The 15,450-nt window shown below is 63.1% G+C and carries 12 protein-coding genes; 1 reads left to right on the top strand and 11 read right to left on the bottom strand.

From position 1 onward, the window contains the following. Positions 1–59: 59 nt before the first annotated feature. Both argJ and secA read right to left on the bottom strand, forming a co-directional pair. Positions 60–1,277 carry a bifunctional glutamate N-acetyltransferase/amino-acid acetyltransferase ArgJ gene (argJ, locus tag L6D80_RS09905; RefSeq protein ID WP_176514880.1) on the bottom strand — a complete coding sequence of 406 codons (1,218 nt, stop codon included), beginning with the start codon at positions 1,275–1,277 and terminating at the stop codon, positions 60–62. A gap of 178 nt (positions 1,278–1,455) precedes the next feature. Then, on the bottom strand, positions 1,456–4,191 hold the full coding sequence (gene secA, locus L6D80_RS09900; protein WP_054899273.1) for a preprotein translocase subunit SecA: 2,736 nt from the start codon (positions 4,189–4,191) through the stop codon (positions 1,456–1,458). Between the two features lie 293 nt (positions 4,192–4,484). Here secA and L6D80_RS09895 point away from each other — a divergent pair, with 293 nt between their 5' ends. Continuing rightward, positions 4,485–4,940, top strand: a complete 456-nt coding sequence (locus L6D80_RS09895; RefSeq protein ID WP_176514882.1) for a DUF721 domain-containing protein — start codon at positions 4,485–4,487, stop codon at positions 4,938–4,940. 62 nt (positions 4,941–5,002) lie between these two features. On the opposite strand, the gene lpxC is transcribed toward L6D80_RS09895, so the two are convergent. The 9 genes from lpxC to murD all read right to left on the bottom strand — a co-directional run bounded on the left by lpxC (position 5,003) and on the right by murD (position 15,446). Continuing rightward, positions 5,003–5,914 carry a UDP-3-O-acyl-N-acetylglucosamine deacetylase gene (gene lpxC, locus L6D80_RS09890; RefSeq protein WP_054899271.1) on the bottom strand — a complete coding sequence of 304 codons (912 nt, stop codon included), beginning with the start codon at positions 5,912–5,914 and terminating at the stop codon, positions 5,003–5,005. Positions 5,915–6,026: 112 nt separating this feature from the next. Then, positions 6,027–7,223 (bottom strand): cell division protein FtsZ, encoded by a 1,197-nt coding sequence (gene ftsZ, locus L6D80_RS09885; protein ID WP_054899270.1) that lies wholly within the window; start codon positions 7,221–7,223, stop codon positions 6,027–6,029. A 55-nt stretch (positions 7,224–7,278) separates the two neighbouring features. Next, positions 7,279–8,535, bottom strand: a complete 1,257-nt coding sequence (ftsA, locus tag L6D80_RS09880) for a cell division protein FtsA (RefSeq protein ID WP_051098537.1) — start codon at positions 8,533–8,535, stop codon at positions 7,279–7,281. A 14-nt stretch (positions 8,536–8,549) separates the two neighbouring features. Then, entirely contained in the window at positions 8,550–9,419 is an 870-nt protein-coding gene (locus L6D80_RS09875; RefSeq protein WP_054899269.1) for a cell division protein FtsQ/DivIB, read from the bottom strand. A 6-nt stretch (positions 9,420–9,425) separates the two neighbouring features. After that, positions 9,426–10,382, bottom strand: a complete 957-nt coding sequence (locus L6D80_RS09870; protein ID WP_054899268.1) for a D-alanine--D-alanine ligase — start codon at positions 10,380–10,382, stop codon at positions 9,426–9,428. Beyond that, positions 10,379–11,827, bottom strand: a complete 1,449-nt coding sequence (murC, locus tag L6D80_RS09865) for a UDP-N-acetylmuramate--L-alanine ligase (protein ID WP_054899267.1) — start codon at positions 11,825–11,827, stop codon at positions 10,379–10,381. The genes L6D80_RS09870 and murC overlap by 4 nt, the downstream gene beginning before the upstream one ends. Further along, on the bottom strand, positions 11,820–12,899 hold the full coding sequence (murG, locus tag L6D80_RS09860; RefSeq protein WP_176514884.1) for an undecaprenyldiphospho-muramoylpentapeptide beta-N-acetylglucosaminyltransferase: 1,080 nt from the start codon (positions 12,897–12,899) through the stop codon (positions 11,820–11,822). The genes murC and murG overlap by 8 nt, the downstream gene beginning before the upstream one ends. After that, positions 12,889–14,100, bottom strand: coding sequence for a putative lipid II flippase FtsW (gene ftsW / locus L6D80_RS09855; protein ID WP_176514911.1), 1,212 nt, complete (start codon positions 14,098–14,100; stop codon positions 12,889–12,891). The genes murG and ftsW overlap by 11 nt, the downstream gene beginning before the upstream one ends. Further along, a complete protein-coding gene (gene murD / locus L6D80_RS09850; protein ID WP_054899264.1) occupies positions 14,100–15,446 on the bottom strand; it encodes a UDP-N-acetylmuramoyl-L-alanine--D-glutamate ligase in 1,347 nt (448 codons plus the stop codon). Before murD ends, ftsW begins: the two co-directional genes overlap by 1 nt. Between the last annotated feature and the right edge of the window lie 4 nt (positions 15,447–15,450).

Raw genomic sequence — 15,450 nt, 5'->3', positions numbered from 1 at the left:
CAGGGTGTGCAACACCTGTGGGAGCGGGTTGCCCGCGAAGAGGCCTTCGGATCAGTGCATCAGGTACGGTATTCGGCGTTGATCTTCACGTACTCGTGGGACAGGTCAGTGGTCCAGATGGTTTCGCTGCACTGGCCACGGCCCAGCTCGATACGGATGGTGATCTCTTCCTGCGCCATCACGGCCGAACCTTGCTCTTCGGTGTAACTCGGGCTGCGGCCGCCTTTGCTGGCGATGCAGACGCTGTCCAGGTACACATCGATCAGGCTGACATCCAACTCAGGTACGCCGGCACGGCCCACGGCGGCCAGGATGCGCCCCCAGTTAGGGTCGGAGGCGAACAGCGCGGTCTTGATCAGTGGCGAGTGGGCGACAGCGTAGCCGACGTCCAGGCACTCCTGGTGATTACCACCGCCGTTGACCTGCACGGTAACGAACTTGGTAGCGCCTTCACCGTCTCGGACAATGGCCTGGGCCACTTCCATGCACACTTCGAAGACTGCTTTTTTCAGGGCTTCGAACAGGTCACCGCTGGCTTCGGTGACTTCCGGCAGGTCGGCCTTGCCGGTGGCGATGAGCATGCAGCAGTCGTTGGTCGAGGTGTCGCCATCGATGGTGATGCGGTTGAACGACTTGTTGGCGCCGTCGAGCATGAGGTCCTTGAGCACCGCTGGGGCGACCTTGGCGTCGGTAGCGATGTAGCCGAGCATGGTGGCCATGTTCGGGCGGATCATGCCGGCACCTTTGCTGATGCCGGTCACGGTGACGGTCACGCCTTCATGCTGGAACTGGCGGCTGGCACCCTTGGGCAGGGTGTCGGTGGTCATGATGCCGGTAGCGGCTTCGGCCCAGTTGTTTTCCGACAGGTTGTCCAGCGCAGCCTGCAGGGCACCTTCGATCTTCTCGACCGGCAACGGCTCGCCGATCACACCGGTGGAGAATGGCAGCACCGCTTCGGCAGGCACACCGGCCAGCTCGGCCAGCTTGGCGCAGGTACGCTCTGCGGCGGCCAGGCCTGGCGCGCCGGTACCGGCGTTGGCATTACCGGTGTTGGTCAGCAGGTAGCGCACGGTGCCCTGCACACGCTGCTTGGAGAGGATCACCGGTGCTGCGCAGAATGCATTGAGGGTGAACACGCCCGCCACGCTGGAGCCTTCGGCGCAGCGCATGACCACTACATCCTTGCGCCCTGGGCGCTTGATGCCGGCAGAAGCGATGCCAAGTTCAAAACCCGGCACCGGGTGCAGAGTGGGCAAAGGACCAAGACCAACAGCCATTAGAGCGCTCCTAGAAAAACGGTGAAATGATGATGGAAGAGCGAGGCCGCTTCGCGTCCCATACGCGGCACAAGGCCGCTCCCACAAGAACGCACGCGGTCCCTGTGGGAGCGGCCTTGTGCCGCGTATGGGCCGCACAGCGGCCCCGGTTTTGTCACGTTACTGCGGGTGGATCAGATCATTCAATCTGACCATGGCAGTGCTTGAACTTCTTACCCGAACCACACCAGCACGGTTCGTTGCGGCCCAGCTTCTGATCGTTACGTACCGGGGCAGCGGCCACGGCCACTTCAGCGCCCTCTTCGCTCAGTTGTTCGCTCTCCAGGCCGGGTGCGGCCGCATGCTGGAACTGCATGCGGCTGGCCAGTTCCTCGGCTTCGCGGCGCAAGCGAGCTTCCTCTTCGACCGGGTCTTCGCGGCGCACCTGAACGTGCGACAGCACGCGGATGGTGTCGCGCTTGATCGACTCAAGCAGCTCCTGGAACAGGGCGAAGGACTCGCGCTTGTATTCCTGCTTCGGGTTCTTCTGCGCATAACCACGCAGGTGGATACCGTGACGCAGGTGGTCCATGGTCGACAGGTGGTCTTTCCACAGGTCGTCCAGCACGCGCAGCAGGATCTGCTTCTCGAAGGTGCGCAGGGCATCGATACCGGCCTGGTCTTCCTTCTCGGTGTAAGCGCTGGTGATCTCGTTCAGCAGCTTCTCGCGCAGGGTTTCCTCGTAGAGGTGCTCGTCCTCGTCAAGCCACTGCTGAATCGGCAGTTTCATGGCGAAATCGCTGGAAAGCGCAGCTTCCAGCCCAGCCACGTCCCATTGTTCAGGCAGCGATTGCGGCGGGATGTGCTGGCTGATGGTAGCGTCGAGCACTTCCTTGCGGAACTCTTCGATGGTGTCGCCGATGTTTTCGGCCGCCAACAGGCTGTTGCGCATGTGGTAGATCACCTTGCGCTGTTCGTTGGCCACGTCATCGTATTCGAGCAATTGCTTACGAATGTCGAAGTTGCGGCCTTCGACCTTGCGTTGGGCCTTTTCGATGGCGTTGGTGACCATACGGTGCTCGATGGCCTCGCCGGACTGCATGCCCAGCGCCTTCATGAAGTTCTTCACCCGGTCAGAGGCGAAGATGCGCATCAGGCTGTCTTCCAGCGACAGGTAGAAGCGGCTGGAGCCCGGGTCGCCCTGACGGCCGGAACGGCCACGCAGCTGGTTGTCGATACGACGGGATTCATGGCGCTCGGACGCGATCACATGCAGGCCGCCCGATTCGATCACCTGCTGGTGACGCTTCTGCCAGTCGGCCTTGATCTGTGCGATCTGCTCGGCAGTGGGGTTATCCAGCGCAGCCACTTCGGCTTCCCAGTTGCCACCCAGCAGGATGTCGGTACCACGGCCGGCCATGTTGGTGGCGATGGTCAGCGCACCTGGGGCGCCGGCCTGGGCGATGATCTCGGCTTCCTTCTCGTGGTACTTGGCGTTCAGTACCTTGTGGTCGATACCTTCTTTTTTCAGCAGGTTCGACATGTGCTCGGAGGTTTCAATGGTCGCAGTACCCACCAGCACGGGGCGGCCGTGGGTCATGCTTTCCTTGATGTCGGCGATGATCGCGGCGTATTTCTCGTCCGCGGTCAGGTACACCAGGTCGTTGAAGTCCTTACGCGCCAACGGCTTGTTCGGCGGGATGACCATCACGTTCAGGCCGTAGATCGACTGGAACTCGAACGCTTCGGTATCGGCGGTACCGGTCATGCCGGACAGCTTGGTATAGAGACGGAAATAGTTCTGGAAGGTGGTCGAGGCCAGGGTCTGGCTCTCGGCCTGGATGTTCAGGTTCTCTTTCGCTTCGATGGCCTGGTGCAGGCCTTCGGACAGACGGCGGCCCGGCATGGTACGGCCGGTGTGCTCGTCGATCAGCAGGACCTGGCCATCCTGAACGATGTACTCGACGTTGCGGTGGAACAGTTTGTGCGCGCGCAGGCCAGCGTAGACGTGGGTCAGCAGGCCCAGGTTATGCGCCGAGTAGAGGCTTTCGCCTTCGGCCAGCAGGCCAGCCTGGGTGAGCATCTCTTCGATGAACTGGTGACCGGCTTCGTTGAGCTCGACCTGGCGGCTCTTCTCGTCGATGGTGAAGTGGCCTTCCTGAGTAACCTGTCCTTCGACTTCTTCGATGTGCTGGGTCAGGCGCGGGATCAGGCGGTTGATCTCGATGTACAGCTTGGAGCTGTCTTCGGCCTGGCCGGAGATGATCAACGGGGTACGGGCTTCGTCGATGAGGATCGAGTCGACTTCGTCGATCACGGCGAAGTTGAGTTCACGCTGGAACTTCTCTTCCTGGCTGAACGCCATGTTGTCGCGCAGGTAGTCGAAGCCGAACTCGTTGTTGGTGCCATAGGTGATGTCGGACGCGTACGCGGCGCGCTTTTCTTCAGGCGGCTGGAAGGCAGAGACGATGCCGACGGTGAGGCCGAGGAATTCGTACAGCGGGCGCATCCAGTTGGCGTCACGGCGGGCCAGGTAGTCGTTGACGGTGACCACGTGCACGCCCTTGCCGGAAAGCGCGTTGAGGTAAACGGCCAGGGTACCGACCAAGGTCTTGCCTTCACCGGTACGCATTTCTGCGATCATGCCCTCGTGCAGGGTCATGCCGCCGATCAGCTGCACGTCGAAGTGGCGCATGCCCATGACGCGCTTACCGGCCTCCCGGGCCACGGCGAAGGCTTCAGGCAGCAGTTGGTCCAGTGTCTCGCCTTTGGCCAGGCGCTCCTTGAACTCTGCGGTCTTGCCCCGCAGTTGCTCATCGGAGAGGGCCACCATCTTCTCTTCGAAGGCATTGACGATGTTCACCGTCTTGAGCATGCGTTTGACTTCACGCTCGTTCTTGCTTCCAAAAAGTTTTTTTAACAAAGGCGCAAACATATCGGCAGGATCTTCCACACGTAGGGATGGAGGGCGGCCCCATGAGTCGCCCGTGCAGCCCTGAGGCCGCATGCGAACGAGCATTCTACCCGGAAACGATGGTGAGGAAAGTGGTGGATTTCCACGATGCTGGCACAGCGCTTTGGCGGGGGCGTTTCTAAGATAAGGGCATTTTCCCTGAGTTCAACCCAGAGGTTGATGAAACGTATCAAGAACGGTGCTTGTTGCTGATTGGGCCGGTCCAGGCACCAGTGGTGGTAGACTGCGTATCTTGTAACCTCATGCGTATTCCCATGGCCTACAAACCCTCCCCCGCCCAGCCACCGTCCGCGTTGCTGCGTCAGGTCCGCCCATTGCGCCTGCTGCTGAACCAGGCCGAGCGCCTGGAGCACCTGCAGCGCTTGCTGGAAAGCCAGCTGCAACCGGCTGCCCGCGAGCATTGCCATGTGGCCTCGTGGCGCGATGGCACCTTGCTGCTGGTGGTCACCGATGGGCATTGGGCCACACGCCTGCGCTACCAGCAGAAGCGACTGATGCGTCAGCTCCAGGCACTGGAGGCGTTCGGCAACCTGCAGCGCATTCTGTACAAGGTGCAGCCGCCATTGGTTCCGGCCAGACGCGGCGGCAACGTGACCACGCTGTCGAACACGGCAGCCGAGAGCATTCGCGGCTCCGCAGAGGGCATCAGCGACCCTAGGCTGCGCGAGGCCCTGCAGCGCCTGGCCAGTCATGCCAAGGGCAAAAGCTGAACCTGCGGCCATAAAAAAGGCCACCCGAAGGTGGCCTTAATCACTAGAGAGAGTGTTCGAACTTACACGGCCGCAACAGGGCGCATATAAGAGATCGGTGCCGTACTGGCATCTTCGAAAGTGACCACTTCCCAGGCATCGGTTTCTTTGATGAGCTTGCGCAACAGCTGGTTGTTCAGCGCGTGCCCGGACTTGAAGCCCTTGAACTCGCCGATCAGGCTGTTACCCAGCAGGTACAGGTCGCCGATGGCATCGAGGATCTTGTGCTTGACGAATTCGTCTTCGTAGCGAAGGCCGTCTTCGTTGAGCACACCGTCTTCGTCCACCACGATGGCGTTCTCGACACTGCCGCCCAGCGCAAGGTTGTGCTTGCGCAGGTACTCGATGTCACGCATGAAGCCGAAGGTGCGGGCGCGGCTGACTTCCTTCACGAAGGACGTGCTGGAGAAGTCGACGCTTGCACTCTGGGTCCGGTTGCGCAGCACCGGATGATCGAAGTCGATCTCGAAGCTCACCTTGAACCCTTCGAAAGGCAGGAAGGTAGCGCGCTTGTCGCCCTCCTCCACTGTCACTTCACGCAGGATGCGGATGAACTTCTTGGCTGCGTCCTGCTCTTCCAGGCCGGCAGACTGAATCAGGAATACGAAGGGACCGGCGCTGCCATCCATGATCGGCACTTCCGAGGCGGAGAGCTCGACGTAGGCGTTATCGATGCCCAGGCCCGCCATGGCGGAGAGCAGGTGCTCGACCGTATCGACCTTGACGTCACCGTTGACCAGCGTGGTGGACATGGTGGTCTCGCCAACGTTGGCCGCACGCGCCGGGATTTCGACCACAGGGTCGAGGTCGGCGCGACGGAAAACGATGCCGGTATCGACAGGCGCAGGCTTGAGGGTCAGGTAGACCTTCTCCCCGGAGTGCAGGCCGACGCCTGTGGCACGGATGGTATTCTTCAGGGTGCGTTGTCTAATCATGGCATTGGCCGCTTCAGCGCAAATTGCGAACAGGTATCAACAAAGGCTGGGGATGATAACAGACCCGGCCTTTGCTGAACACCAATCACCCTTATACCCCTGATAAATTCCATTAATCGGCCTGACGACGCAGGAAGGCCGGGATATCCAGGTAGTCCAGGTCATCCTGAGGGTTGAGTTTAGCTGCTGCCGCGGCACCTGCATGGGCCTGGTTGCGCATGACGGTCGGACGCTCCAGGTCACGGTAGTTAACCGCTGGCTGCTCCTGGCGAGCCGGGGCCGGGTTGGAGGACTCGTACACCTGCTGAGCCGTCTGCAGGGTATTGTCGACCACTTTGACCGGCTTCTCGATGCGCGCGCCCAGACCGGTGGCAACCACGGTCACGTGCAGTTCGTCGCGCATGTCCGGATCGATCACGGTGCCGACCTTGACCATTGCGTGGTCGGAGGCGAAGGCTTCGATGATGCTACCCACATCGGAGTACTCACCCAGCGACAGGTCAGGACCTGCGGTGATGTTCACCAGGATGCCGCGGGCGCCCTGCAGGTTGACGTCTTCGAGCAGCGGGTTGCGGATCGCCGCTTCGGTGGCTTCACGCGCACGGTTCGGGCCGCTGGCGCAACCGGTACCCATCATCGCCATGCCCATTTCACCCATGACGGTGCGCACGTCGGCAAAGTCGACGTTGATCATGCCTGGGCGCTTGATGATGTCGGAGATGCCGCGCACGGCACCGGCCAGTACGTCGTCAGCCTTGGCGAAGGCAGACAGCAGGCTGGCATCCTTGCCCAGGATGGTCAGCAGCTTCTCGTTGGGGATGGTGATCAGCGAGTCGACGCTCTCAGCCAGCATGCGGATGCCTTCATCGGCAATCTGCATACGTTTGCGGCCCTCGAACGGGAACGGGCGGGTCACCACGGCAACGGTGAGAATGCCCATTTCCTTGGCCACTTCGGCGATGATCGGTGCCGCACCGGTACCGGTACCGCCACCCATGCCGGTGGTGATGAACACCATGTTGGTGCCCTGCAGCACCTCGGCGATGCGCTCACGGTCTTCCAGCGCGGCCTGGCGGCCGACTTCCGGATTGGCGCCGGCACCCAGACCTTTGGTCACGCCGGTACCCAGTTGCAGGATGGTGCGTGCGCCGATGTTTTTCAGCGCCTGTGCATCGGTGTTGGCGCAGATGAACTCGACGCCTTCGATGCTGCTCTTCACCATGTGGTTGACGGCGTTGCCGCCGCCACCGCCGACGCCGATCACTTTGATGACCGGGCTTTGCGGGACGTTGTCTACGAGCTCGAACATTTTCCCTCTCCTTACAGTTCTCTAGTTGTCGCGCCTACCACTACTGCTTTGAAACTTAGAAGTTGCCCTGGACCCACCGCTTGAAGCGCTCAAGCACTGGGGCCTTCGGTTCATCGCCATAGCTGTTGCTGCTGCTGTTACCGGTCAGGGGCAGGTCCTCGGTCTGCTTTTGCAGGCCGTAGGTGAGCAAGCCCACGCCAGTGGAATAGATCGGGTTGCGCACCACGTCGCTCAGCCCCCGAACGCTGTGCGGTACGCCCAGGCGTACCGGCATGTGGAAGATTTCCTCGGCCAGTTCCACGGCGCCTTCCATCTTCGCGGTGCCGCCGGTGAGGACGATGCCGGCCGGCACCAGGTCCTCGTAGCCGCTGCGGCGCAGCTCGGCCTGAATCAGGGTGAAGAGCTCGTCGTAACGTGGCTCCACCACTTCTGCCAGGGCCTGGCGCGACAGCTCGCGCGGCGGGCGGTCGCCGACGCTCGGCACCTTGATGGTCTCACCGGCGCCGGCCAACTTGGCCAGGGCACAGGCGTAGCGGATCTTGATTTCTTCGGCGTACTGGGTGGGCGTACGCAGCGCCATGGCGATGTCGTTGGTCACCTGGTCGCCGGCAATCGGGATCACCGCCGTGTGACGAATGGCGCCTTCGGTGAAGATGGCGATGTCGGTGGTGCCGCCACCAATGTCCACCAGGCACACGCCCAGCTCTTTTTCGTCGTCGGTCAGCACCGAATAGGCCGACGCAAGCTGCTCGAGGATGATGTCGTCGATTTCCAGGCCGCAACGGCGTACGCACTTCTCGATGTTCTGCGCCGCGTTGACGGCGCAGGTGACCACGTGGACCTTGGCCTCCAGGCGCACACCAGACATGCCCAGCGGCTCGCGCACGCCTTCCTGGTTATCGATCACGTAGTCCTGCGGCAGGGTGTGCAGCACGCGCTGATCGGCCGGGATGGCCACGGCCTGCGCCGCATCGAGCACACGCTCGAGGTCGGCCAGGCTGACCTCACGGTCGCGGATGGCGACGATACCGTGGGAGTTCAGGCTGCGGATGTGGTTGCCGGCCACGCCGACGAAGGCCGAGTGAATGCGGCAGCCAGCCATCAGCTGGGCTTCTTCCACCGCCCGCTGGATCGACTGCACGGTCGACTCGATATTCACCACCACGCCCTTCTTCAGGCCGCGGGACGGATGGGTGCCGATACCCACGATCTCCAGGGTGCCGTCTTCGCCCACTTCACCCACCAGCGCCACCACCTTGGAGGTGCCGATGTCCAGCCCGACGATCATTTTGCCGCTATGCGCGTTTGCCATGGTCCTGCCTCTCTCTAATTCTTCGCAACGGCGGGTTGGGCCGTCGTCGGTGCGTTCGGTTCCCGCCAACCAACGGCAAGTCCGTTGGCGTAACGCAGATCAATGCGGGCGATGTTGGTGATCTGCTCTTTGAGTGTCTTGTCGTAAATGGCAATGAAACGGCGCATCTTCTCCACCAGGTGGTCGCGCCCCAACAGCAGCTCGATACCCGGGCCGGTGCTGCCAGCACCGGTGGTCAGGAACCAGCTGCCTCGCTCGCGCAGCTCCAGGCGAGCGATGGAAAAGCCCAAGGGGCGCAGCATCTGGCTCAGTACCTGATACTGCTGCATGACTTGTTGCTGAGCACGCTGCGGGCCGAACAGCTGCGGCAGGTGCTCGTAGTTGGCCAGCTCGCGGGGGGTGAAGGCCTGGCCCTGGTTGTTGAGCAAGGCTTCGTCGCCCCAGCGCGCCACCGGCAACTGTTCTTCCAGGCGGATCACCACTTCGTCCGGCCACACCCGGCGCACTTCCGCGTGGGCGATCCAGGGCATCTGCTCGAGCTCGGCACGCATCGCCGTCAGGTCGACGCTGAAGAAGCTCGCGGCCACGTAGGGCGCGATCCGCTGCTGCACCGCCTGCTGGCTGATGTAGCTAAGGTCGCCCTGCACGGCGATCTTGGTGATCGGCCGATCGGCATACGGCATCAGGCGAATAGCGCCTTCGTAGGCACCAAAGCCTGCTGCTACCAGCAATACCGGCCACAGCAAGCGCTTGAGGCCACCCAGGCTCGGCCGCGGCAGGCGCGCCGATACGGGCTCGTCAGCCACCAGTCGGCTGGCACCACGTGGCACCGGCTTGCTGCGGCCGGTAACGGGTTGCTGCTGACGTATCATCGCGCCTTGCATGGTTTGTTAACCTCGCGTCTCAACGCTGTCGGCCAGGATTGCCAGCACCAGTTGCTGGAAGTCCAGGCCGGCCGCGCGGGCCGCCATGGGCACCAGGCTATGGTCGGTCATGCCGGGTGCGGTGTTGACTTCGAGCAGCCAGAACCGGCCCTGCTCGTCCTGCATCACGTCCAGCCGGCCCCAGCCTTCGATGCCGATGGCATCGCAGGCGCGCGCGGTCAGGTCGATCAGCTCCTGTTCCTTGGCACTGTCCAGGCCGCATGGGATGCGGTACTGGGTGTCATTGGCGATGTACTTGGCGTCGTAGTCGTAGAACACGTGCGGGGTGCCCAACGCGATCGGCGGCAGCACCTGGCCACGCAGTACCGCGATGGTGAACTCGGGGCCGTGGATCCACTGCTCGACCAGTACCTCGGAATCGTATTTGGCGGCGTCCTGCCAGGCAGCAACCAGCTCTTGCTCGCTGTTCACCTTGGCCATGCCGATGCTAGAGCCTTCATGGGCGGGTTTGACGATCAGCGGGAAGCCCAGTTCCCTGCTGGCAGCAACACAATCATTTGCGCTGGCCAGCACGGCGTGACGCGGTGTCGGAATACCCAGGCTCTGCCACACCTGCTTGGTGCGCAATTTGTCCATCGCCAGGGCAGACGCGAGGATGCCACTGCCGGTATAGGGGATGCCCAGGCACTCGAGCAGGCCTTGCATGCTGCCGTCTTCACCGCCACGGCCGTGGAGGATGATGAAGGCGCGGTCGATCTTCTCGCGCTGCAAGCGCACCAGCAGGTCGTCACCTACGTCGATGGCGACCACGTCGACACCGGCGCTGGTCAGCGCCTCGATCACCGCAGCGCCAGATTTCAGCGACACCTCACGTTCGGCGCTCTTGCCGCCGTACAGCACGGCAACGCGGCCGAACGCCTTGACGTCCAGGGTCGAGTGCAACTTGTCGTAGGCGCTGGTCATTTCGACTTCTCCTGCTTGGCGCCTGCGAACAGCGGGCTTTTCATCAATTGCGGGGCCAGGCCACCAACGTCGCCAGCACCCTGACACAGCAGGATGTCGCCGGCACGCAGCAGCGGCTTGACCAGCGGCGCCAGCTCGGCACCACGGTCGATGTAGATCGGGTCCAGCTTGCCGCGCTGGCGGATGCTGTGGCACAGCTGACGGCTGTCAGCACCGGGGATCGGCTCTTCACCAGCCGGGTACACCTCCATCAGCAACAGCACGTTGGCATCGCCCAGCACCTGCACGAAGTCGTCGTACAGGTCACGCGTGCGGCTGTAACGGTGCGGCTGGTAGACGATGACCAGGCGGCGGCTTGGCCAGCCGCCACGCACGGCCTTGATCACTGCGGCCACTTCCGTCGGGTGGTGGCCGTAGTCGTCGACCAGCATCACGCTGCCGCCATCGACAGGCAGCTCGCCGTAAACCTGGAAGCGGCGGCCGACACCCTGGAAGCCAGACAGGCCCTGGACGATGGCTTCGTCACTGATGCCTTCGTCCGTGGCAATGGCGATGGTGGCCAGGGCGTTGAGCACGTTGTGGTTGCCGGGCATGTTCACCGACACGTCCAGCGGCTCGCGGTCGCGGCGCAGCACGGTGAAGTGGGTCTGCATGCCCTGTTGGCGCACGTTGATGGCGCGGATGTCGGCCTCTTCGCTGAAGCCATAGGTCACCGTCGGGCGCTTGACCTGCGGCAGGATCTCACGCACCACCGGGTCGTCCAGGCACATCACGGCCAGCCCGTAGAACGGCAGGTTGTGCAGGAACTCGACGAAGGTCTTCTTCAGCTTGTTGAAGTCACCTTCGTAGGTGGCCATGTGGTCGGCGTCGATATTGGTGACCACGGCGACCATCGGCTGCAGGTGCAGGAAGCTGGCGTCGCTTTCATCGGCTTCAGCGATCAGGTAGCGGCTGGTGCCCAGCTGTGCATTGGTGCCGGCGGCGGTCAGGCGGCCACCGATGACGAAGGTCGGGTCCAGGCCGCCGGCGGCGAACACCGAGGCCAGCAGGCTGGTAGTGGTGGTCTTGCCGTGGGTACCGGCAACGGCCACACCGTGGCGATAGCGCATCAGCTCGGCGAGCATCTCGGCACGCGGCACCACCGGGATGCGGCGTTCAAGGGCAGTTGCCACTTCCGGGTTAGCCGGGTTGATAGCGCTGGACACCACCAGTACATCGGCATTGGCAGCGTTTTCGGCGCGGTGGCCGACAAAGATCTCGGCACCGAACGACTCAAGGCGCTCGGTGACTGGCGAGGCCTTGAGGTCGGAGCCCGACACCTGGTAACCCAGGTTCAGCAGTACTTCGGCGATCCCGCACATGCCCACACCGCCGATACCGACGAAGTGAATGCGGTTGATCCGGCCCATCTTCGGCTGGGGCATGGCTTTCTGGCTCTCAACCATGGGCCACCTCCAGGCAGATATCGACCACGGTGCTGGTTGCGGCAGGTTTGGCCAGGCGCCGTGCGGTGCCGGCCATGGTGTTGAGTTTCTCGGGTTGCATCAGCACCTCGTTCAGGCGTTCAGCGAGCTGCGCTGCGCCAGTTGTCGCTTGTGGCATGAGGAAGGCGGCGCCTTCCCGAGCCAGATATTGGGCGTTGTGGGTCTGGTGGTCGTCGATGGCATGGGGCAACGGCACCAGCATCGAAGGCAGGCCCGCCGCGGCGAGTTCGCTGACGGTCAAGGCACCGGCCCGGCACACCACTATGTCTGCCCAGCCATAGGCGTGGGCCATGTCCTTGATGAACGGCTCTACCTGAGCCTCGACACCTGCCTCGTGATAACGCTCGGCGGTGACCGCCGCGTGATGCTTGCCGGCCTGATGGAACACCTCGGGCCGCAGGTTCGCGGGCACCTCGGACAGGGCCTTAGGCAACAATTTATTCAATGGTTCCGCACCCAGGCTGCCACCCATGACCAACAAGCGGGCACGGCGCTCGACCAGCGGCGCACGCTGGGCATCCATGAACAGCTCAGGACGTACCGGGTTGCCGGTGGTGCGCAGCTTGTCGCTGGCCTCGAACGTGCCGGGGAATGCTTCGCAGACGCGCGCCGACAACGGCACCAGCAGGCGATTGGCAGTACCGGCGCGGGCATTCTGTTCGTGGATCACCACGGGCACGCCGCACAACCGCGCAGCAACCCCGCCTGGGCCGGTCACATAACCGCCGAAGCCGAGCACGCACACCGGGTTGAGCTGACGAATGATGCGCCGCGCCTGGAACACTGCCTTGACCAGGGTGAACGGCGCCTTGAGCAGCGACAGCTTGCCCTTGCCGCGCAGGCCGCTGACCTGGATCAGGTGCAACGGCAATCCGGCCTGGGGCACCAGTTCGTTTTCGATGCCGCGCGGCGTACCGAGCCAGTGCACGCTGTAGCCGCGGGCCTGGAATTCACGCGCGCAGGCCAAGGCGGGGAACACATGCCCCCCGGTGCCGCCAGCCATGATCAGTACGTTTTTACCGTCAGCGGCCATGACTGGTCTCCTCGGCAAAATCGCTTTCACTGAATTCGTGTTCTTCGCTGCCCAGGTGCGTACGGCTCTCCCATTCGATGCGCAGCAACAAGCCCACGCAGGCACAGCAGATCACCAGCGAGCTGCCCCCGTAGCTGAGGAACGGCAAGGTCAGGCCCTTGGTCGGCAGCAGGCCGACGTTCACGCCGATGTTGATCAGGAACTGGCCAATCCACAGGAACGCCAGGCCGAAGGCCATGTAGGCGGCAAAGAACTGCTTGGCCTTCTCGGCCCACAGGCCGATATACAGCGCGCGCACGGTGACGAAGACGAACAGGGCGATGGTCACCAGCGAGCCGACCACGCCGAGCTCTTCGGCCAGCACCGAGAACACGAAGTCGGTATGTGCTTCAGGCAGGTAGAACTGCTTCTGGACACTGTTGCCCAGCCCTACCCCCAGCCACTCACCGCGGCCGAAGGCGATCAGTGCCTGAGTCAACTGGTAACCAGAGCCAAACTGGTCGGACCAGGGATCGGTGAAGGTAATCAGACGGGCCATCCGGTAAGGCTGCGCCTGCACCAACACGAACACCGCCACCACCGCCAGCACCACCATCAGGCTGAAGCGGAACAACCCCACGCCACCTAGGAACAGCATGGCAGCAGCGGCGCCCATCATCACCACGGTCGCCCCGAAGTCTGGCTCCATCAGCAGCAAGCCGGCCATCGGCAGCAGTACGATGAATGGCTTGAAGAAGCCCATCCAGCTTTCGCGCACCTCGGTCTGCCGGCGTACCAGGTAGCCGGCAAGGTAAATGACCACGAAGACCTTGGCGATTTCCGAAGGCTGGACGTTGAAGAAGCTGAAGCCGATCCAGCGCATCGAGCCGTTCACTTCACGGCCGATGCCGGGCACCAGCACCATCACCAATAGGCCGAAGGCCCCGACCAGCATCATGAAGCCCATGCGTTGCCAGGTGGCGATCGGCACCATCATGGTGGCGCCGCAGGCAACCAGCCCGAGGGACACGTACACCAGGTGGCGGAACATGTGGTAAAGCGGGTTGCCGGACTGCACTGCGGCCACTTCCGAGGACGCCGAGGTAATCATCACTAGGCCCAGGCCAAGCAGGGCGAGGCAACCGGCCAGCAGAGGAAAGTCCAGATCGATGCCCCGGCCGCTGATCAGCGGCGAAGGATAGGGCTTGAGGACGCCAAAGATCATGCCAGCTCCCCCGCCGCCTGGGCGAACAGGCGCCCGCGTTCTTCGAAATTCTTGAACATGTCGAGGCTGGCACAGGCCGGCGACAACAACACCGCATCACCGGCCAGGGCCAGTTCGGCGCATTGCTGCACGGCCTCGTCGAGGGTCTTGACCCGTACCAGCGGCGTGGCATCGCCCAAGGCCTCTGCCAGGCGCTCGGCATCGCGACCGAGCAGCACCACGGCGCGGCAGAAACGTGCCACTGGCTCTCGCAGGGCGGCAAAATCGGCGCCCTTGCCATCACCACCGGCGATCAGCACCAGCTTGCCTTCGATATCCGCTCCCAGGCCCTCGATGGCGGCCAGGGCAGCGCCCACGTTAGTGGCCTTGGAATCGTCATACCAGTTCACGCCGTTGCGCTCGCGCACCCACTGGCACCGATGGGCCAAGCCACCGAATTCGCGCAGTGCCTGGAGCATCGGCGCGAAGGGCAGGCCGGCAGCATGCCCCAGGGCCAGGGCCGCCAAGGCATTGCTCTGATTGTGGGCACCACGAACTTTCAGCTCGCGCGCAGGCATCAGTGCCTCGAATTCGAAGGCCAGGTACTTTTCGCCATCGACTTCGCGCAGGCCAAAGGCCTTGAAGTCCGGTGCATTGAGGCCGAAGGTCCAGCACGGACGGCCTTCCACCGGCAATGGGCGGCTCAGGGCATCCTGGCGGTTTACCACCACCTGGCGGGCACCACGGAAAATCCGGTGCTTGGCCAGGTGATAGGCCGGCAGGCCGCTATAGCGGTCCATGTGGTCTTCGCTGATGTTCAGCACGGTCGCCACTTCAGCGTTGAGCTGGTCGGTGGTTTCCAGCTGGAAGCTCGACAGCTCCAGCACATACAGCTCCACGTCATCACTGAGCAGGTCCAGCGCTGGTGTACCCAGGTTGCCGCCAACTGCTACACGCTTGCCCGCCTTGGCAGCCATTTCGCCCACCAGGGTGGTGACGGTGCTTTTGGCGTTGGAACCGCTGATGGCAACGATCGGGGCTTTGGCATGACGGGCGAACAGTTCGATGTCGCCGGACAGTTTCACGCCACGCGCCGCCGCCTGCTGCAAGGCCGGGGTAGCCAGGGCCAGGCCGGGGCTCACGTACAGCTCCGTGGCACGGCACAGGAAGTCCACGTCCAGCTCACCACAGCGCACTTCCACCTGCGGGTAATGACGGCGCAGGGAGTCCAGTTCCGGCGGTTGCTCGCGGGTGTCGGCGACCGCAAAGGCAATGCCCCGGTTCGCCAGGAAGCGAACCAGGGACATGCCGCTCTTGCCGAGGCCGACAACGATGCGGAATTGGTCGGAAGCGATCAGTGACACGCTC

It is taken from the genome of Pseudomonas ceruminis, assembly GCF_021602025.1.
GTDB lineage: Bacteria > Pseudomonadota > Gammaproteobacteria > Pseudomonadales > Pseudomonadaceae > Aquipseudomonas > Aquipseudomonas ceruminis.
This window is presented reverse-complemented; position numbering and strand designations above follow the sequence as displayed.